Origin of the sequence: Mycobacterium sp. (assembly GCF_049281135.1) — a bacterium.
In the GTDB taxonomy this organism is placed as follows: Bacteria; Actinomycetota; Actinomycetes; order Mycobacteriales; family Mycobacteriaceae; genus Mycobacterium.
On record NZ_JBAPRN010000798.1, the window covers coordinates 1 to 19,733 of the forward strand.

20 protein-coding genes are annotated in these 19,733 nt (G+C 64.6%); 7 read left to right on the forward strand and 13 right to left on the reverse strand.

All coding sequences use genetic code 11. The annotated features are described in order from the left end of the window. On the forward strand, positions 1–276 hold a 276-nt coding region (locus WAN02_RS31600; protein ID WP_422269299.1), incomplete at its 5' end, for a nuclear transport factor 2 family protein. Here the strand turns inward: WAN02_RS31600 and WAN02_RS31605 are convergent. The 11 genes from WAN02_RS31605 to WAN02_RS31655 form a co-directional block, all read right to left on the reverse strand. Further along, positions 273–650 carry a DUF427 domain-containing protein gene (locus WAN02_RS31605; protein WP_422269300.1) on the reverse strand — a complete coding sequence of 126 codons (378 nt, stop codon included), beginning with the start codon at positions 648–650 and terminating at the stop codon, positions 273–275. The two genes, WAN02_RS31600 and WAN02_RS31605, sit on opposite strands and share 4 nt — an antisense overlap. Before the next feature lie 75 nt (positions 651–725). Continuing rightward, the gene (locus WAN02_RS31610) at positions 726–2,273 is read right to left on the reverse strand and encodes an MCE family protein (RefSeq protein ID WP_422269301.1); all 1,548 of its coding nucleotides are present in this window, start codon (positions 2,271–2,273) and stop codon (positions 726–728) included. A gap of 3 nt (positions 2,274–2,276) precedes the next feature. Next, positions 2,277–3,401 (reverse strand): virulence factor Mce family protein, encoded by a 1,125-nt coding sequence (locus WAN02_RS31615; protein ID WP_422269302.1) that lies wholly within the window; start codon positions 3,399–3,401, stop codon positions 2,277–2,279. Between the two features lie 68 nt (positions 3,402–3,469). Then, positions 3,470–5,026: a virulence factor Mce family protein gene (locus WAN02_RS31620; protein ID WP_422269303.1), complete on the reverse strand. Its 1,557-nt coding sequence runs from the start codon at positions 5,024–5,026 to the stop codon at positions 3,470–3,472. 6 nt (positions 5,027–5,032) lie between these two features. Beyond that, positions 5,033–6,574: an MCE family protein gene (locus tag WAN02_RS31625; RefSeq protein ID WP_422269304.1), complete on the reverse strand. Its 1,542-nt coding sequence runs from the start codon at positions 6,572–6,574 to the stop codon at positions 5,033–5,035. Further along, the gene (locus WAN02_RS31630) at positions 6,571–7,611 is read right to left on the reverse strand and encodes a virulence factor Mce family protein (protein ID WP_422269305.1); all 1,041 of its coding nucleotides are present in this window, start codon (positions 7,609–7,611) and stop codon (positions 6,571–6,573) included. The genes WAN02_RS31625 and WAN02_RS31630 overlap by 4 nt, the downstream gene beginning before the upstream one ends. Next, positions 7,608–8,825 carry an MCE family protein gene (locus WAN02_RS31635; protein ID WP_422269306.1) on the reverse strand — a complete coding sequence of 406 codons (1,218 nt, stop codon included), beginning with the start codon at positions 8,823–8,825 and terminating at the stop codon, positions 7,608–7,610. Before WAN02_RS31635 ends, WAN02_RS31630 begins: the two co-directional genes overlap by 4 nt. A 6-nt stretch (positions 8,826–8,831) precedes the next feature. Beyond that, positions 8,832–9,701: an ABC transporter permease gene (locus WAN02_RS31640; RefSeq protein ID WP_422269307.1), complete on the reverse strand. Its 870-nt coding sequence runs from the start codon at positions 9,699–9,701 to the stop codon at positions 8,832–8,834. Between the two features lies 1 nt (position 9,702). Then, positions 9,703–10,497 (reverse strand): MlaE family ABC transporter permease, encoded by a 795-nt coding sequence (locus tag WAN02_RS31645; protein WP_422269318.1) that lies wholly within the window; start codon positions 10,495–10,497, stop codon positions 9,703–9,705. A 175-nt stretch (positions 10,498–10,672) separates the two neighbouring features. Then, positions 10,673–11,692, reverse strand: a complete 1,020-nt coding sequence (locus WAN02_RS31650; protein WP_422269308.1) for an NAD-dependent epimerase/dehydratase family protein — start codon at positions 11,690–11,692, stop codon at positions 10,673–10,675. Then, complete coding sequence (locus WAN02_RS31655; protein WP_422269309.1) at positions 11,689–12,204, reverse strand: nuclear transport factor 2 family protein; 516 nt, start codon at positions 12,202–12,204, stop codon at positions 11,689–11,691. The genes WAN02_RS31650 and WAN02_RS31655 overlap by 4 nt, the downstream gene beginning before the upstream one ends. Before the next feature lie 57 nt (positions 12,205–12,261). Here WAN02_RS31655 and msrA point away from each other — a divergent pair, with 57 nt between their 5' ends. Beyond that, complete coding sequence (gene msrA / locus WAN02_RS31660; RefSeq protein ID WP_422269310.1) at positions 12,262–12,780, forward strand: peptide-methionine (S)-S-oxide reductase MsrA; 519 nt, start codon at positions 12,262–12,264, stop codon at positions 12,778–12,780. 3 nt (positions 12,781–12,783) lie between these two features. Here the strand turns inward: msrA and WAN02_RS31665 are convergent, their stop codons facing one another. Continuing rightward, a complete protein-coding gene (locus tag WAN02_RS31665; RefSeq protein WP_422269311.1) occupies positions 12,784–13,458 on the reverse strand; it encodes a winged helix-turn-helix transcriptional regulator in 675 nt (224 codons plus the stop codon). A 78-nt stretch (positions 13,459–13,536) separates the two neighbouring features. Between WAN02_RS31665 and WAN02_RS31670 the strand changes: the two genes are divergently transcribed. From WAN02_RS31670 to WAN02_RS31685, 4 genes are all read left to right on the forward strand, one after another. Then, entirely contained in the window at positions 13,537–15,111 is a 1,575-nt protein-coding gene (locus tag WAN02_RS31670) for a DHA2 family efflux MFS transporter permease subunit (RefSeq protein ID WP_422269312.1), read from the forward strand. Positions 15,112–15,172: 61 nt separating this feature from the next. Further along, on the forward strand, positions 15,173–16,282 hold the full coding sequence (locus WAN02_RS31675) for an NAD(P)H-binding protein (protein WP_422269313.1): 1,110 nt from the start codon (positions 15,173–15,175) through the stop codon (positions 16,280–16,282). Then, complete coding sequence (locus WAN02_RS31680) at positions 16,279–17,106, forward strand: class I SAM-dependent methyltransferase (RefSeq protein ID WP_422269314.1); 828 nt, start codon at positions 16,279–16,281, stop codon at positions 17,104–17,106. Before WAN02_RS31675 ends, WAN02_RS31680 begins: the two co-directional genes overlap by 4 nt. A 13-nt stretch (positions 17,107–17,119) precedes the next feature. Further along, positions 17,120–17,593, forward strand: coding sequence for a hypothetical protein (locus WAN02_RS31685; RefSeq protein WP_422269315.1), 474 nt, complete (start codon positions 17,120–17,122; stop codon positions 17,591–17,593). A 472-nt stretch (positions 17,594–18,065) separates the two neighbouring features. Here WAN02_RS31685 and WAN02_RS31690 read toward each other — a convergent pair whose 3' ends face one another. After that, a complete protein-coding gene (locus tag WAN02_RS31690; protein ID WP_422269316.1) occupies positions 18,066–19,394 on the reverse strand; it encodes a cytochrome P450 in 1,329 nt (442 codons plus the stop codon). Between the two features lie 123 nt (positions 19,395–19,517). On the opposite strand from WAN02_RS31690, the gene WAN02_RS31695 reads away from it, so the two are divergent. Further along, on the forward strand, positions 19,518–19,733 hold a 216-nt coding region (locus tag WAN02_RS31695), incomplete at its 3' end, for a helix-turn-helix domain-containing protein (protein WP_422269317.1).

Consider the following 19,733-nt stretch of genomic DNA (forward strand, 5'->3'; position numbering starts at 1 on the left):
CTGCTGACCCGCAGCTCGGTTGACAAGGCGGCGTTGCGTGATGAGGTGGAGCGGCGCAAGCGCACCGCCGAGCTGAACCTGGACTTCATCCAGTGCTTCAACGACGGCGAAAGCGTGGTGATCGAAGCCGAAGCCGACGGCGAGACCGCCGACGGCCTCCGCTACCACAGCCCCGCGGTCTTCATCTTCGAGACCCGCGACGGGCTCATCGCATCGTTGCGCGAATACAGCGACACCCAGCTGACCTCGCACGTATTCGGCCCAGCGAACCGTTAAGCCGTTTCGACGCTGACCTCCGCCTTGTCGGGATAGAACGCCACGTGGCCGGCGATCTCCGCAACCGCCGGATACGGCTCCTCGTACGTCCAGATCACGTCTTCGACCGTGCCCGCAGCGGTGGTCACGCTGTAATAGCCGGCCTCCCCCTTGTACGGGCAGTAGGTGCTGGTGTCGGTGCGGGTGAATCGGTCCTGCACCACATCCTTGAACGGGATGTATTGCACGGCAGGGTAAGTGGACTCTTGAAGCTGTAGGGCCTCGGCGGTGTCAGCGACCACTTCGCCGTTGACGCGAACCACGACCCGTGTTCCGGTGGGGTTGATCGTGATCGGGTGCTCGGCGGTGGGTTCCAGGACGGGCCGACTGGTCATGATGACGTCTCCTCACGTGCGACTAGCAGGTTCAACACCACTCGGCGCGCAAGATTCCCGTTGGGGGCTTTTGATTCAGCCGGCCGGCGCGAGCATGTCCTTCCATCCGGAGTCTCCGGTGTGGCGCGAGTCCTCGAGTAAGTACTTCGCGCCGTCGGGTCCCACCACTTCGCCGCTGGATGGAAGGTAGATCGCGGCTGGGCCGGCCGGCGTGTAGGTACACGGGTTGGGCTGTTGACCATTGCACCGCACGGTGCCCGATCCGGGCCGCTGCAGCGGGTCGTTGACCGGCGCGGCCGGCGGGGGCAGCCGATCGGCCGGTATCGGGTTGAGGCCGTTGTTGACCGAGGGCGCCGGTATCACCTTTCCGGGGTCGACCGGCTGGTCGCAGCGAGCGCCCGGCGCCGGACAGTTGCGAACCTGGTTCGGATCGCCGTACCACGGGTTGGTGCCCAGCGGAACGTACGGCTTGTTGTCGCGGCATTCCCGTGGGGTCGCCCTGCGCTTGCCGGGGACGTCGACGCAGGGGTAGTTGCGGGCCCCGCGCACATCGTTGGCCGGAGTGTCCTGTGGGATCTTGCAGTACGTCCCTTCCGGCAACGGTGCCGTGCTGACGTCCGCGGGTGAGCGCCACTCCGAAGCCGGCAGGAATCCGGTCAGGCACGGCGGTGGATTGTTCAGCGACAGGTTGAGATTCATCAGCACCGCTCCGGGAGCGGATGCGATCAAAGTCTGTGCGACCGAACCGATCTCGGGCAGGAACACCAGCAACTGCTCAAGGCCTTTGTTGTAACGCTTGAGCATGTCGGCAACGACTTCCAGGTTCGCCAGCGTTTGCGGCAGCGACTCGCGGACGCCGTTGAAGACGTCGTTGACCTGATCCGCGGTCGGCGCGGCTTTCGAGAGGATGCTTTGTACGTGCGGATCGGTTTGCGCCGTCTGAGCGGTGAGCACCTTGAGGTTGTGCGACCACTGCGCAATCGAGTCGCCGGAGTCGACCTGGCTGTCCAGGATCGGTGCCGCGTTGGCGATGATGTCGTCGACGTCGGACATGTTCGCTTCGAAGTCGCCGACGATGGACTGCGTCGAGTCGACGAGGCGTTGCAGGGATGGCCCCAATCCGCCTACCGCCAAAGCCGTTTCGTCGAGTAACGATGCGATCTTCTTCTTGGGCAAGACGGACAGACCACGGTTGGCCGCGTCGAGGGCCGGGCCTATCTCGCTGGGCACGGTGCCCTTGGTAATCGTCTGTCCGGGCGAGAAGAACTCGCCCGGGACCCCGGTGGACACCAGATCCAGATACTGCTCACCGATCGCCGACACCGAGTGCACATTGGCTGAAGCGTCGACGGGGATCTTGTACCGGCTGTCGATGCTGAGAGTGGCCCTGACACCGTGTGCAGTCGGCTCGACCTTAATGACCCGGCCGATCTGGATTCCCCGATACGTCACGTTGGATGTGCGATACAGACCGCCCGACGCCGGCAACTCCGCGACCAGTCGGTACTGACCGACACCGAGCTGGCTGGGGATCCGAAGGTAGTACCAGCCCAGTGCTACCAGAGCGGCTAATGTCAAGGCGGCGAACACAATCAACTGATTGCGAATGAAGCGGGTCAGCATGGGCTACTCGCCTCGCTCCGCCGGCGCATCGGCCGGGTTGGGCGAGTACCGGATGTCCGGAACCATCGTCGACGGGTCGCGGCCCCAGGACTGCTCGAGGGCACGCAAGGCTCCGGAGAAACCGGTGCCGGTGAAGATCGCGTTGTCGACGGCGCTCAGCGTCAAGTCCAGAGCTCCGGAGACGTTGATGTAATCGCCGCGAACGATCTTCGGCACGCTGTCGACGGCGAACGGCGGTGATAACAGCAGCATCAGGGCGTCGACCAGATAGGGGGCCGAACGGCCGAGTTGCTTGAGCGGCCGCTGCAGATCCTGCAGGTCTTCATGCAGATCGCCGCGCGCGGCCGACAGCGTCTGGCCGGTGACGTTGCTGATCCGCCCCACCGCTTCGACCGTGTTGGCGAACAGGTCGCGTTGCTGAGCGAAATGATCGACCAACGGCGGGAATTCGGTGAGCACCCGATCGAGGGTGTCGGTTCTGGTGCCCGCGTATGACAGCAGGCGGTCGGTGGAGTCGATGGCGTGCACAATGTCGTCGCGCTGCGCGTTCAGCTCAACCGCGAAGGTGTCCAGCTTGCCGAGGAAATCCCGGATCTGGTGGGCACGCCCGGTCAGTATCTTGTAGACCTCGTTCTGGATGACCTCGAGGTTTGGAATGCCGCCGCCGCGCAGCACCATAGCCAGGCTGGCGAGCGTCTGCTCGGTGGAGGGATAAGCCGACGAACTACTCAGCTGGATGGTGTCGCCGGACTTGAGCCGCTGTGGCGACGGATCGGGCGGTGCGGCCAATTCGATGTGCTGAGAACCCAACAAGCTGGTCTGGCCGATCTTGGCGGTGGCATTCTTCGGAAGCTTGACGCCCTTGTCCAGGTCCACGGTCAGCGTGGCGACCCAGTTCTTCAGGTCGATCGAACGGACCGTGCCGACGAAGACGTCGGCCACCAGAACTCGGCTGTTGCCGTTCAGCGCCATGGTGTTTGGCATCTGAACGAAGATCTTGTAAGAGCCTGGGCCGCTGCCGGGCCCACCGGGCAACGGGACGTTGGCGATGCCGCGCCAGTTCCCACAGGAGGTCAGCACCACCGTGGCGGTGAGCAAGGCCAACGCCCGCCAGGCCCTGCGGCTCATCAGCCGCGCAACCCTCACCGGCTGTCTGCTCGGCTTGCTCCTCGCGCGTATCGCGCTCGTTGCGCGCCTCACTGGCCCGGCCCCGGCCGAGCCTCAGCTGCACCGAGCGGAAGGTCAGGCGGCGGTGGCGCCGCCGTCGGTGACGGCAAGGGCTGCGGATACCACGGCGGTGGCAGTGGGTTGTTCTCGTCGTAGGCGTTGGGCGGCCCGGTCATGTTGCGGGCCGGTGGCGGCGGCGGGATGTCCGGCCCACCCATCAGCTCCGCCAACGACGCCGGTGTCAACAGGTTCGCCGTTGCCGGCTGAACCTTCGTTCCCTGCATGCCGGGCGCGACGATCCAGCCGGGCTCCGAATTGCGATGGGACCACTGGGTATCCGGCGAGAAGATACCGGGGACGGTGGTGTCCTTGAAACCGGGTGGCGGCTGCAAACGCGGCTCGGAGTACGCGATGTTCTTCGGCAATGTGTCGGCACTGCTGAACAGGTTTATGCCATACGGGAAGTAGTTGAACTTGATCGCATCCAGCACGGGCGCCAGGTATTGCGCACACAGTTCCGCCGAGTCCTGATAGCCCAGCCGGCTACCGGCCTGAATGACACTGCAAATGAACTCCATTGGGTTGGCGAAATTGGTGAACGCGGCCACGCCGCTCAGGCTGCCGTGAGCGGGCTCATAGATCGCCAGCACGTTGGCGGCCATGTTCGGCAGGATGTGCAGCGCGGTCTCCAGGCCGTCGCGCGGCGTCGGCTGCATGATCGCGGTGGTGACCTCACCGAGGTTGTTGACATCATGGGTCAACGCGTCGCGGTTCTCGGTCAGGAATTTCTGGGCGGTGGACAGCAGGCTGTCGGTTTGCTCAATTGCGTTGGCGGCGGACTGATCCGAGCTGGTGAGGTTGCCGGTCAACTGGGCCAGGTCCTTGTTCAGCGCGACGAACTGCTGATCGTCCTGATGTAGAGCGTTGACGAACATCGCCAAGCTGCGCAGCACCGAGAAGAAGTCACCGCGACCTTCGTCCAGCGTGCTCAGCGCGTTCGACAGGCTGTTCAGCGTGCTGTTGATCTGTTGACCCTTGCCGGCCAAGCCGTCGGCGAAGGAATCGATCACGTCGCCGAAGGGCCCCTTGGGCTGCTCTTTGGTCGGACCGAGTTGGCCGATGATGTGAGTGATGCTGTTACGCAAATCATCCCACTCGACCGGCACTTGGGTGCGCTCGATCGGGATCACCGCGTTGTCGGCCAGCTGCGGGCCGCCCTTGTAAGGCGGCTCCAGTTGAATGCTGCGCGAGGCCACCAGCGTCGGGTTGAGCACCACTGCCGACGCATCGGCCGGCACCTTGTACTTGTTCCGGTAGTGGAACGTCACCCTCATCTGGTCACCGGCGGGTTCGATCTTGTCGATTGCACCGACGCGGATACCCATGATCTGGACCTTGTCGCCCGCGTACAGGGCGTTGGCCGCCGGGAAGTAGGCGACCACCTTGTTGTAGGTCAACTTGTCGTAAAGCTGCCAACCCACCAGCGCGGCAACGAGACCGAGCACCACGACGAACGACCCGATGATCATCGCCGCCTTGGACAACTGCGGCAGCCGCAGTTTGCGGATGTCGAAGATCGTGCTCATTGGCTACTACCCCCCGTCCCCGCCGGGCGTGACGAATGGAGCCGGTAACTGCGGACCCGGGCCCGGAGGTGCGGGCGGTCCGGGTGGCAAAGCGGGCGCGATAGTCGACGGCGGTGCAGGCGGTCCGGCCGGCAGCAGGCTTTCCCGTCGGGCCCCCGGAGGTGCGTTCGGCAGCGGCACCGGGGTGCCCGGCATACTCGGCGCCGGCGCCCCCGGCAGGCCGGCGTCCGGAATACCCGGCGCCGGTGGCAGACCGTGTGGGTTGGGCGGCGACGAGGGCACATCGGGCAGCGCCGGATACGGTCCGTTGGGCCCGAACGGACCCTGTCCTTGATCGACGCCCGCGCACGGCAGCGGGTTGCCCGGCCGCGGAGACATCTCCGGCGGCGGCGCATACGAGCACGGTGAGCCCGGCGCCACAGCCGGTCCTGGGTGATCCGGCGTGCCCTCCAGTACCGGGGGTGCCGGTGGCGGGGCGCCGTTGGAGAAGCGTGTTCCGTTCGGGTCAGGCCACTTGAAGGCGGGCAATCCCGCACTGCGCCAGAAGTTCTCCGGGTCGATGCCGCGCTTCTTGAACGCCGCATCCACCCAGGGTTGCAGGATCTGGTACGGCAGCAAGTTACCGATCATCACCTTGAAATACGGCCCGGAGCCGACTGCCTCACTCAGCGCCGCAGTGTAGTTGCGCAGCGTATTCAGCACCGAGACAAGGTCGTTCTTGTGTTCGACCAGAACATCGGTGACGCTGTGCAACTGGTCGAGCAGATGGTGCAGATTCGGGTTGTCGTGGATCAACCCCTGCACCTGCGTGGAGAACGCCGACACGTTGGCCAGCAGCGCCGCAATGGCCTTGCCACGTTCGTTGAACGCGCCAAGCAGCGACTGAGTGTTTCGCAGCAGTGCGTTGATCTGCTTACTGCGATCACCGAGCACGCTGGCCACTTTTCGGGCCTCGGTCAGCAGGTGTTTGAGCTCATCGTCGCGTTTGCCGATGATGTCGGAGAACTTCGCCACCCCGTCGAGCGCGGCGCTCAAGTGTGGGTAGGTCTGGTTGATGGTGTGCGACAGCACATTCAGCGACTGTTTGACGGTGTCAATGTTCCAGCCGGCGGCGGCCTTGGTTACGTCGAAGAACGCGTCGTAGACCTGGTAGGGAGTCGTACTTTGGCCCAGGGGTAGCACATCATTCGGTCGCATCCGCTTGGCGCCGCGCGGTTCGATCTCGAGCACCTTCTTGCCCAGCAGCGTATCGGTGCGGATCGCCACCCGGCTCTCGGTGCCAATCGTGTGCGTTCCGGTGGTGAATTTCATGACGACGTGACCGCCGTCGATCGAAAGGTCCTGCACCGTGCCGACATCCATGCCGACGATACGGACTTTGTCGCCTTTGCTCATTCCACCGGAGTCGCTGAACTGTGCGTAGTAGCTCGGGGTTGCGAACAACACTGGCAGGCTGCTGAAGCTTTGTCCCACCCCGACAACGAGGGTGACCAGCGCGATGGCCAGTACCCCGACACGAACCCGGTTGGCGGGCTGCAGAGTTCTCATTTCAGCGTGCACCTACCCGACGGCTGTTGGAAGAGCTTGACCGATCGAACAGGTCCGCCCGGCTGCAGTCCGTTGACCTTGAGCGACAGGTCGCACAGGTAGAAGTTGAAGAAGTCGCCGTAAATCCCGCTGGCGCGGCCGATGATATTGAATGCTGCGGGCACTTTTCCGACCAAGTCCCCGATTTGTTTGCGCTGCTCGACAAGCGGCCCGGCCAGGGTTTCCAAGCGGTCGACCGTGTCATGCACCAGGGCCCGGTTGTCGGCCAGCAGGTCGGCCACCGTTCCCGCGGCGTTGCTGATGTGCGCGGTCCCGTCCGCCAGCGGGGTGGCGCGGTCCTTCAGGCCGGTGATGAGCACCTCGAATTTGTCGATGGTCGCGTCGAATTGGTCGCGGTGCCGAACCGTGGTGTCCAGTACGGTGTTCAGGTTGTGGATCACCTCGCCGATCGCCTGGTCGCTCTCGGCCAGCCGGTCGGTCAGCTGCGCGGTTTGGTCGAGGATGTCGTTGATCGTGCCGCCTTCGCCTTGAAAGACGGTGATGATCGATGAGGCGATGCTGTTGACCTTCTGTGGGTCCAGCGCCCGAAACAGCGGCTTGAAACCACCGATCAGCGCGTCGAGGTCCAGCGCGGGCTGGGTCCGTGACAACGGAATGAATCCGCCTGGCGGTAAAGTCCTTTCAGCGTTCTCTCCGGTCCCTCGGCTGATTTCCAGATACCGGTTGCCGATGAGGTCCTGATAGCGGATTTGTGCGGTCGTCGATTGGTAGAGCTGCACCGAGCGGTCGACGGCGAAGTCGACGCGAATCCGCTTGTCGCCCTCGACCAGTTCGATTTTCTTGACCTTGCCGACCTCGACGCCCGAGGCGCGGACGAACTGGCCGGCACGTAAGCCACTCGCATTGCTGAACTCGGCGGAATAGCTATTGGTCTGGTCGAAGCGCACTTGGCCGAAGACCACGACGATGATCGCGGTGAACAACAGCTGCACGGACACGACGGCCGCGAGCCGCACGACAGTACCGGTGATTTTCATGGGTTGATCGTGTTCTCCCCGTACTGACGCCCCCAGACGTATTCGTTGGCCAGCGGCTGTCCCAACTCGAAGTGGTTGTAGGGGGCGATGCTGTTGCCGGAGTCCATCACCAGATATGGCGCCGGCCACAGATCGCGGGTGATCGGGGCCCAGCAGCCGGCTTTGCCGCCGGGGCCGCCGCGACCATTGACGCGGGGCAGGTTGTCCGGATACACGTAGGGGTTCTCGGAGCCCGCGATCGCCACGCCGAGTTGGGCCGCATAGTGGTTGCCGCTCTCCAACGCGGCGACTTTCGGTGCGACCTCGGCGAAGTTTCGAAGGGTGCAGAACACCTGCGGGCTGTAAGTGTCCAGCAGATGGGCAGTCGGCCGCAGATCGGCGGTAAGACGTTCCAGATACGGCTTGCTGCGGGTGAAGACGTCGTTTCCGGTGTTGGCGAAGCCAATTGCGGCCAGCAGAGCCGCGTCGAGTTCGGCCTGATGGCGGTTGAGGGTGCGCGCGGTGGTCACGGCGTTCTCCAGCGCGTCAAACAGATCCGGTGCGGCTTTGGCGTAGACATCCCCGAGTGCGGCGAGCTGATGGAGGTCGTGGCGAATCGTCGGCATCCGGGGGTTCAGGTCGCCGAGGATCTTGTTGCCGTTGACGATCGACTGCCCGAACTTGTCGCCCAATCCGGTCAACGCCTGCGCCGCGGCGCCCAGCGTCAGGTTCACCTTCACCGGATCGACGTTGTCGGCCAGCTCGACCAGCGTCTCGAACACCGTGTTGAACTCCGTCGTGATCGATGTCGCGTCGATAACGGATGACGGTGTGATCCGCTGCGGTGTAGGCTCTTTGGGCGAAGTGAGCGACACGTACTTGTTGCCGAACACGGTGGTCGCCTGGATTTTCGCGATGACGTTCACCGGGATGAGGTCGACGAACTGCGGGTCGAGGTCGAGGGTGAATCGAGCCGCCGGCTTGCCGCGATGCTCGACCTCGGAGATGCCGGCCACCCGACCGATGCTCACGCCGTTGTAGGTGACTTTCGAGCCTTGGTCCATCACCAAACCGGCGCGGGCGGCCAGCATCGTCAGCTTGGTCTTAGGCGTGAAGTCTCCGCGAAACTGCCCGTATATCAACGCAAGCAGCAGCGTGCATGCCACAAACAGCCCGATACCCGCCGCGGTGTCCGGCCACGTCCGGGTTCGTCGCTCCTTCGTCGGGGTCGTCATCGCCGGTTACACCGTGAGGTTGAAGTTCGGGTCGACGCCGTAGAGCGCGAGTGAGGTCAGCAGCACGACGATCACCGTGGACACCAACGAGAAACGCATCGATCGACCGACGGCCTCGCCCACCCCGACCGGTCCGCCGCTGGCGTTGTAGCCGTAGTAGCAGTGGGTGATCATCACGATCACCGCCATCACAATGACCTCGCCACCCGACCAGAACACGTCCTCGGTCCGCAGGAAGGTGCGGAAGTAGTGCTCGTAGGTGCCCTGCGATTGTCCGTAGAACAGCGTGGTGACGACCTGCCCGGACAGAAACGACATGACCAGCGCCATCGCGTAGAGCGGAACGACCACCACCAGCCCCGCCATCAGTCGCGTCGACACCAGGAAGGCCACCGACTTGATGCCCATCACCTCGAGCGCGTCGATTTCCTCGCTGATCCGCATCGCCCCCAACTCCGCGGTCGCACCCGCTCCGACCGTGGCGGCCAGCGCGACACCGGTCACCACCGCCGTGACGACGCGCACGTTGGCCAGGGCAGCGAAGAATCCGGTGAACGCCTCGACACCGATGTTGCCCAGCGACGCGAAACCCTGGATGGCGATCAACGAGCCACCGGACAGCGTCACGAAGCCCACGATCGCCGCGGTACCGCCGACGACGGCCATCGCGCCGGTGCCCATGCCGATCTGAGCGATCAGCCGCAGCGTCTCCCTGCGGTAGCGGCGCACCGCCCATCCGATCGACCAGGCGCCGATGACCGAGAACCGGGTGAGGTGCCCGGCCCTGTTGATCCCGCGGATGGCCCCGCCGGCGTAATGGTCGAGACCGGCAGCCGCGCGCGGAAAACGCGCGCGAACCACCGCTGCGGTCGTCATGTCAGCGACCCGTCCCGAACCGGACGCCGATGGTGGTCAGTACGACGTTGACCGCGAAAAGTGCGAGGACGCAGAGCACCAGCGTCTCGTTGACGGCGACCCCGACACCTTTGGGACCACCCTTGGTGGTCAAGCCGCGATAGCAGCCGACCAGTCCTGCGATCGTCCCGAAGATCGCGGCCTTGATCGTCGCGATGAGAACTTCGGGTAAGCCGGTGACCAACGTCAGGGTTGCGAGATAGGCGCCGCCCGAGACGTTTTGGAGTTTGACGCCGAAGAGGAAGCCGCCGACCAAACCGATCGTGATGACGGTTCCGTTGAGCAGCGTGGCGACGACCGTCGCGGCCACCACCCGCGGCACCACCAGCCGGTGAATCGGATCGATGCCGAGGACCTCCATCGCATCGATCTCTTCGCGGATGGTGCGTGCGCCCAGGTCGGCGCAGATGGCGGTCGAGCCGGCGCCGGCGACCACCAGCACGGTGGTCAGCGGGCCGAGCTGGGTGACGGCGCCGAGGGCTGCGCCCGCCCCCGAGATGTCGGCGGCGCCGAAGGCGGCCAGCAAGGTGTTGAGCGTGAAGACGATCAGCACGGTCAGCGGAATCGAGACCGCGATCGTGGGCAGCAGCGCGACCCTGGTGATGAACCAGGTTTGGACGATGAACTCGTTCCAATGAAAAGGTCGGCGGAACAAGGCTTTTCCGGCCAGCGTGCACATCCGCGCGAATCCACCGACGGTCGCCAGCGGTGGCGTGAGTTGATCACGCACGTAATCAGCGAGCCCGGCGGGCGTCATCGCGGTCACGGCTGCGCTACCGCCGAAACGCGGCAGTCATCGAACGGCGCAGGGTGACGTGTTTCAGCGCGGTGCCACCACACATCCACCATGCGTCACACTATGTAACAAAAATCACTTCGGTTACTTGAGACACGCGGAGGATTGGACGCCGGAAGTTAAGCACGATTCCGGCTCAGTCGGACGATGCGGCCTGGCTGTTTCGCTTGGCGTTCTTCATGTTGGCCCAGAAACGCGCGGCCTCCCGAATCGACTCCTCGACCGGCCTTGGCTCCCAGCCCAATTCACGCACAGCCTTGCCGTGGTCGACTGACGCCTCGGCGCGCATCATCCGCACCGATTCGAGACTGAGCTCAGCGTCCTTGCCGGTCAATTTGGCGCGCAGGCTGCCCATAGCGCCCAGAGCGTAGAGCACCGGCACCGAAATCGCCCGCCGTGGCGCGGGTACACCGGCCTCGTCGGCAGCGATCTTGACCACCTCTTTCAGCGGGATCATGCGCTCGGAGATCAGGTACTTCTCGCCGTCTCGGCCGCGCTCGGCGGCCAGCAGCATCGCCCGGGCAGCGTCGTCGACACCAACGACTTCCAGCTGAATGCCGTTCATCAGAAACGGCAGCTTGCCGTAGACCGCGCCCGCGATGAACGCGCCGTGCGGGGTACGGCCCCAGTCGCCGGTGCCGTAGGTCGTCGATACGCACATGGCGACAGCGGGGAGGCCATGTTCGGCGGCATAGCGCAGTACCAGATCCTCGGCCTGCACCCGCGACTGAACGTAGGGGCTTACCCGCCGGTTGCCGATTCGGTCGGCTTCGGTGGCCACGTGACCGTGGCGACGGTCGACCGTCGCGTAGGTGCTGGTGAAGATAAAGCGCTGTAGGCCAGCGTCTTTAGCGACGTCGAGCACATTGCGCAGGCCCTCGACGTTGGTGCGGAACAGCGGCGCGGGGTCCTGCAGCCACGCGCGGGTGTCGACCACGCAGTAGTACACCTGGTCGCAGCCGTCCATCGCCTCGCGCACGGTGGCGATGTCGAAGACGTCGCCAGGGAAGCGGGTGACGTTCAGGTCGTCGATGCTGCGGGTGTTGGCGGTCGGGCGGACCATCGCGCGCACGTCGGCGCCGGCCGCCACGAGTTGGCGGGCGACATGCGAGCCCAGGAACCCGTTGGCGCCGATGACCAGCTTGGGGGCGCTCACTGTGCCCCTCCAAAAGTCCCGCCGTATGTCTGCAGCCAGCGCGCGGCATCATCGTCGAGCGTGCCCAGCGCCTCAGCTTTTTTGCACCACGTGATTCCGGCCTGCAGAAAGCGCAGCGGGTTGTAGATGTCTTCTTGCCGGCACCATTGGCCGTCGCCCGCGTACGTGATGATCGAGATGTTCGTGGCGCTGATGATCGTGCCGTCGCCCGGGTCGACCATCGGATTGTCGAGCTCGCAGATGATCCGCCCGGTGGGCTCGTCGATCACCGACCACAGCGACGGGAAGGCCGTCATGTGGCTGCCCGGGAAGGTGCTCATGGTCTTGCGGATCCAACTGAGCACCTCGTCGCGGCCCTTCATGGTGCCGGCGGCGTGCTCGATGTAATCAACGTCCGGGGTGTAATGCTGCACCCACTGGTCCCAATTCTTGGCTTGGGCGGCTTCGTCAACGGTCTGCTCGAAACGGGCGAACGCCGCAGCGAGCTCGTCGCGGGTAAAAACCTGGGTCACGGAAGAAACTAGAACACGTTCTATTGCAGTTTGTCGAGCAAGTGGATAATCGGGGAGATGACGGACTACAGCAAGGCAATACTGGCCGGCGGCTGCTTCTGGGGCATGCAGGATCTGATACGTAAACAGCCCGGCGTGGTTTCGACCCGGGTCGGCTACACGGGCGACCCGAGCGTTCCGAACGCCACGTATCGCAACCACGGAACCCACGCCGAGGCGATCGAGATCATCTACGACCCGGCACTCACCGACTTCCGCGCAATCCTGGAGTTCTTCTTCCAGATCCACGACCCGACCACTAAGAACCGCCAGGGCAACGACCTCGGGCCCAGCTACCGCTCGGCGATCTTCTACCTCGACGACGACCAGAAGCGCGTGGCGCTGGACACCATCGCCGACGTCGAGGCCTCAGGTCTGTGGCCCGGCAAGGTGGTGACCGAAGTCAGCCCGGCCGGCGATTTCTGGCAGGCCGAGCCCGAACACCAGGACTACCTGCAGCACTACCCCAACGGATACACCTGTCATTTCATCCGGCCGGGATGGAAGTTGCCAAGGCGGGCCTCGGCCGAGACGTAATGGCTAAGTGCGGTTGACCAGTCCCAGCCCGGGATCTGCCGACAGCTGAAATGCCGCGCGCATCGCTTCGATCGCAGCATCGCTGCCCTCGAACTTGCACCGGCGCAACGCGGCCTTCCGCTCGGCGGCGGTGCCGCCAAGACGTGCGGTGATCAGGTCGGACGCAGTCGCGGTCACCGTGACGGCCGGTGGATCCTCGGCGCCGGCCAGTCCGTGCCGAGTAGCCGCGAATCCAAAACGGCGACCGTCGATTTCAACGCCGTAGGACGTCGGGATATCCGGGGCTTGAGCTGGGTCGAAGCCGAGCAGGATGCCGGCGAGGAATCCGTTGAGCGGTGTCAACACGCTGTCGGCGGGTTCGAGTAGATCCAATCCGAATGTGGCGACGGCCTGGATCACCGGTGGCACTTTGTGCCAGCCTTCTTCGCTGAGCGTGTAGACGGTGCGGGCAACGGGCGGCGGTAATTCGCTGCGACAGATCAGGCCGGCCTCTTCGAGTTCACGCAACCGATCGGCGAGCAGGTTTGTGGCGATGCCCGGAAGTGCCGCCCGCATATCGCCATAGCGGCGCGCCCCACCGATGAGCTCGCGCAGGATCAGCAGCGTCCACCGCTCACCGAGGACGTCAAGACCACGGGCTATCGGGCAGTTCTGGTTGTAACTCTTACGACCGGCCACACCAGCCACTCTACCGCATGGACGTGTTAATCAAGTTAGTACTTGATTTTCTTGTCTCATCAGTTTACCGTTCTGTCCATGCCCAACTTCCCACGCACGCCGGTGTTCCGTGATCATCCGATCGCCGCACTGGCCGCCATCTGCCTCAGCGTGTTCGTCATCAGCGTCGATGCCACGATCGTGAACGTCGCTCTTCCGACACTGTCCCGAGAACTGAACGCCGATACCGCGCAGCTGCAGTGGATCGTGGACGCCTACACCCTCGTCATGGCAGGCCTGTTGTTGTCGGTGGGCAGCCTCAGCGACCGATACGGTCGGCGAGGTTGGCTCAGCGGCGGGCTAGCTGCGTTCGCACTGACATCCGTCGTTGCGGCACAAGCGAACACGGCGGAAGCCTTGATCGCGGCGCGCGGCGCGATGGGGGTCGGCGCCGCGGTGATCTTTCCGACCACGCTGGGGCTGATCACCAACATCTTCACCGATCCGGTGCCGCGGGCCAAGGCAATCGGCGTCTGGGCGGCGATGGTCGGCGTCGGCGTCGCCGCCGGACCGATGACCGGCGGCTGGCTGCTTGAGCACTTTGCCTGGGGTTCAATATTTTTGGTGAACGTGCCGGTCGCCGCGGTGGCCATCGTGGGTGGGACTCTTTTCGTCCCGACGTCACGTGATCCGGCCGCACCGAAGGTCGACGTCCCTGGGCTCGTTCTGTCCAGCATCGGCGTGACGGCGTTGATCTACACGGTTATCGAGTCGCCGCAGTGGGGATGGGGTAGCGCGCGGACCGTGGCAGGTTTTGGTATCGCCACGATCGTCCTTGCCGCGTTCGCACGCTGGGAGTCGCGTAGTTCGCACCCGATGCTCGACGTATCGGTGTTCGCGAACCGGCGGTTCTCCGGCGGCAGTCTCGCGGTGACCGCAGGCTTCCTCACCCTATTCGGCTTCATCTTCGTGATTACCCAGTACTTCCAATTCATCAAGGGCTACAGCGCATTCGAGGCGGGTGTACGGTTGCTGCCGGTCGCCGTGTCGATCGCGGTCGCCAGTGTGCTGGGTCCGCGCATGGTGGAGCGAGCCGGCAGCACCGCGGTAGTCGCGACGGGTCTCGCAACCTTCGCAGCGGGGCTCGCATGGGCCTCCACCTCAGACACGGCCACACCTTATCTGCAGATCGCGGGGCAGATGGTGCTGCTCGGTGGCGGCCTCGGACTCACATTCGCGCCCGCAACCGAAGCGATCATGGGCTCATTGCCCGCCGACAAGGCCGGGATAGGTTCGGCCGTCAATGACACCACCCGCGAGTTGGGCGGCACCCTCGGTGTCGCGATCGTCGGCAGCGTTTTCGCGTCCGTCTACTCGAGCCGCATCGACTCCGCGTCGGCTCTTGTGGCGCTTCCAGAAGAACTCCGGTCCACGATGAAACAGTCAACGGCAGCCGCCTACAAAGTCATTGGGCAACTACCCGCCGTGCAGGCGGGCGGCGTGCGCGATGCGGTCAACCACGCGTTCCTGGGCGGCATGCAGGTCGGCTCCCTGGTCTGCGCGGCCATCGCGCTGATCGCGGCGGTCGTCGTCGCGGTGCTGCTGCCCGCACGAGCACGCAGATCACCGACCGAGATCCCGGAGTCGGCTGAACCAGAGGCGGTGATCGCCTGAAACGGACTGCTGCGCAACGTTTTTATTGACACCCGACCGAGTAAACAAAGGAGTGACCCTGATGAACACACCACCCACAACCTTGGTGACGGCGGCAGCAGGCAAGACCGGCCGTCATACCACGCTGGCGTTGCTGTCACGCGGCCTTCCGGTTCGCGCGATGGTCCATCGCGAAGACGCGCGCTCCGCCGCGCTGCGCGGCCGCGGAGCCGAGATAGTCGTCGGGAACGTCAACGACGTGCACGATGTGCGCAAGGCGCTGGACGGCGTGCAGCGCGCCTACTGGGCGGCCCCCGCGACGCCGAGTGCATTGGAAGCCGCCACCCTGTTCGCTGCCATCGCCGAGGAAAAGCGGCTCGAGGTCGTGGTATCCATGAGTCAATGGCTGGCAGACCCCGGTCACCTTTCGGCGCAGACCCGCGCCACGTGGCTCGCTGACCGGGTGTTCGACTGGATGCCGACAGTCGGGTCGATCACCGTCAACCCCGGCTTCTTTGCGGAGAGCTACACCTACACGCTGGACTCAGTGGCGCAGTTCGGGATGTTGACACTCCCCTTCGGCAACGGGCTCAACGCCCCGCCGTCCAATGAGGACATCGCCGCGGTCGCCGCCGCTCTACTGGTAGATCCTGAACCGCATCTGGGCCGCAGCTACCGTCCCACCGGCCCGGAGTTGGTCAGCCCCACCAGCTACGCCGAAATCCTCAGCCGAGTGTTCGGCCGCACGATCCGCTACCTCGACATCCCGTTCACCATGCTGGCTAAGTCGGCCCGCTCAATCGGCTTCGACGAGTACGCCCTCATCCAAATCAAGTGGTACGTTGACGAACTCAAACGCGGCACCTTCGCCGTCAACGCGCCCACTGATGCTGTCGAACGGCTTACCGGCCGGCCACCCGAGGACATGGAAACGATCGCTCGCCGCTATCTCACCACGATGCCCGGCACGACACGTGGCCTCTCCGGGATGGCCCGCGCCATGCGCCTGCTCGCGAAATCGGCTGTCGCCCCTGCGCCGAACCGCAAGCGTTACCTGCGGACCTTCCAAGACGGAGCGTCCATCGGAGCACTGTCGATCGACTCCGATCTCTGGCAGAACACCCACGATCCCGACCGGATCCGCCACGCGCAACTGCCGCGGATCGGCACCGCCTCGGCGGTCGCACGATGAGCGGCCAGCCTGCCGTCGGTGCGGCGGCGCAGTACGCCGTCGGAGGAGTGCGCGAACGTATCGAGGCCGCGCTGCGGGCCGGAAAGGATTTCGATACCCTGACGCCCGCTGACTTGGCCGGCGGCCTCGCCTCATTCGAGCACTTCCACTCTCTGGGCCGTACGGGCACCACAGCGCTGCTCGAGGCCGCTCATGTCACCGCGGCCGATCACGTCCTCGACGCCGGCAGCAGCATCGGCGGCACCGCCCGCCTGCTGGCCGCCGAGCACGGCTGTCGCGTGACCGCGATCGATCTCACCGCTGAATACTGCGACACCGCTCGGTGGCTGAACGGCCTTGTACACCTCGAAGATCAGATCGAGGTGATCCAGGGAGATGTCACCGACCTTCCGTTGCCGGACGCCAGTGTCGATGTCGTTGTCAGTCAACATGTTCAGATGAACGTCGTCGACAAATCGCGGCTGTACAGCGAAGCCCGCCGCGTTCTGCGCCCCAGCGGCCGCCTCGCGCTCTGGGACGCGACGGCAGGACCCCGCCAGCCGCTGGTGTTCCCCGTCCCGTGGGCCGACATCCCCGCACGCAGCCACCTCATCACACCCGATGAGCTCGCCGCGACGCTGCAGGGCGCCGGATTCACGCTCGAAGTGTGGAACGATCTGACCGAGTTCGCCGTCGCGGCCATGGCGCCGATATTCGAGGCGCCCACCGACCCGCTCGGTCTTCAACTCCTTGTCCCCGATATCGAGACCAAGGTGATGAACCTGCTGACGAATGCCCGCGAAGACCGGCTGCGGCTCATCCAAGCCGTCGCCGTGGTTGTCTGACGCGGAGTCCGTCATGACGCGAAACCAGCGCACTGCATTGCTGCCGTCGATGATTCGGGTTACCGCGATCGGTTACCTGTTCTTCTTCGTCCCCAACCTTGTGCTCGCCTCCACGCATCACATCGACACATTGCCGCCGTCGCTCGCCCGACTATTCGACTGGGGCGGAAACGCCGACGCCACCGCGGTGATGCTGTCCACGGTCTATGTGGTCTGGGCGCTGTTCCTGTTCCGTTCCGCGCGCGCTCCACTCGCACACGGACTTTTCCTTGACTTCAACCTGATGGCGAACTCCGCCCACTTCGCCGCCATGCTCATCATGGCGCTCACCATGCCCGAACAGCATCGGCACGCAGTGGGAGTATCCGCTCTCGGACTGATCTCGACGGTGCCACTGGCGGCATGCTGGTTGCCTGTGCGACGCACCGCTGGGCCGGCCCGCGAAATCGCGCCCAAGGCTGTGATTTTCGCGAGATCCCGACCATGACTGCCGTTTCGCGGGACTGGGACGGCTACGTGCCGATCGCGCGTAGCTGATACAGCCCGCGCGTGATGGCGACTGTCCTGCCGTCGACGTCGGTCACTACCGCCTCGAGCGTGAATCGGACTACCCCGTCCGGCCGCTTCGGCTTCGATCCCCGATCGTCTCGTCGTCGAGGCTGGCTCGCGCCCGCAATTCAGATCGGGCATGCCGACGAAGGAGATGTCGACGTTTTGCCCAGTGGAAAGTACGTGGACCTGTCGAAAGTGCTCAAAGCGATGATGCCGCCGAGAATTTCGGCCTCAGTGAACTGAGCACCGGCGTAGATGACGCCGAAGTGGTTGCCATTGCCCTGCGGCAAAACCCCGACGCGCCTCCACAAACTCGACACCCATGTTGCGGGCGGTCGGAATGGTCGAGCCCGCCGCGCCGTTCATCAGCTCGACGGGCTGGCTGTCATCGGTCATGGCCGCAGATCTCAACGTCGGCGGACCACGATCTTTCCGCCGTCCTTCGGGGTGTATGCCACACCGCGGGAATGCAGCTTCTCCCCACGGGCGCTCGTGGTCTCAATAGTGAAGTTACGCAACACTGTTCGCAGCACCACGTCCATCTCCATGTTGGCGAACGTGGCCCCCACGCAGCGCCGGGAACCGCCACCGTACGCCAGCCAGGCGAAGCTGGGCGGCTTGGTTCCGACGTAACGCTGAGGGTCGAATCGGTCCGGATCGGGGAACAACTCCGGGTCGGCGTGCAGCTTCGAAATGCTCACGATGATGGTGTGCCCTCGCGGAATGGACCATTCGCCGAGTTCGAAGAGCGGCGCGTGGACGTGTCGGCCGGTGGCATCGATGATCGTTCGGATTCGCTGCACCTCGAGGATCGTCGCCTGCCGAAGCTCGTTGTCGTCGGTCTCCGCTTCGGCGACCAGCGCGGTCAGCACCTCCGGATGCCGGCTGAGCCGTTCGAATGCGAAGCCGAGCGTCGACGCGGTGGTCTCGTGCCCGGCCGCGAGCAGGGTGAGCAGCTCATCGCCAATATCCTTGCGCGACATCGACGAACCGTCCTCGTAGGTGCTGCGCAGCATCATCGCCAGCACATCGGTGCGGTGCTCGAAGTTCGGGTCTGACCGTTCGGCAGCGATGAGCTTGTCGAGAACGGCGTCGTAGCGGCGTCGGTAGTCCGCCAGCCGGCCCCACGGCGAGTAGCGACCGTAGGTTCGGGAGGGTTTGGGCAGCGTCGCCAGCCGCGAACCCAACGTCACCCACGGCGGCAGGATCTGCCGGAGCTCATCGAGTTCGGCGCCCTCGGCTCCGAACACCGCCCGCAGGATCGCGTTGAGCGTGATGCGCATCGTGGACGGCAGGGTGGCGAACGCCGTCCCCTGTGGCCAGTCGGCGATCTCGCGCAGCGTTTCCTCTTCGATGATCGACTCGTAGTTCTTGATGCTCTTGCCGTGGAAGGGCGGCGCAAGAAGCCGGCGACGCTGCCGGTGATCGTCACTGTCCAGCGCGAACACCGATCCGGATCCGAGCAACCGGCTCAAGTTGGGCTGAATGTTGCCGAGCACTTCCGGACTGGCCGTGAAGACCTGTTTGGCCAGCTGCGGACTGGCCGCCACCACCAACGGGCCGTACACCGGCACGTGCAGCGCGAAGATGTCACCGTAGCGGTGTGCCATCTCGTGCATGAAGCGCCGTCGAAAGAACGCGAAGGCCAAACCCTGCAACGCTTTTGGAATCCGTGGCCCGGGGGGCAACGTGTTGGCGGCGGTCGTCGGAGCCGCGTGTGTGTCGATGGTGCTCATGATGGTGCACTCCCAACATCGATGTGGTACTGCGCCGTACCACTACTCATTACGGTACGGTACCGTGTGGTACCAAGTGCTGGCAAGGGTTGAGCCGATGCTGGTTTGGCAGAAGGAGGCGCCGTGGCGACGACCGTCGCAGAAGATGCCTCCTCGACTGGCCCCACCGATGTCGACCCGTTTCGGCAACGGCTTCTCGATGGCCTCGCGGCCTCGATAAACGAGCGCGGGTATCGCGCCAGCACCGTCGCCGATATCGTGCGCCACGCGAAAACGTCCAAGCGCACGTTCTATGACCAGTTCCCCAGCAAGGAGCAGTGCTTTCTCGAACTGCTGCAC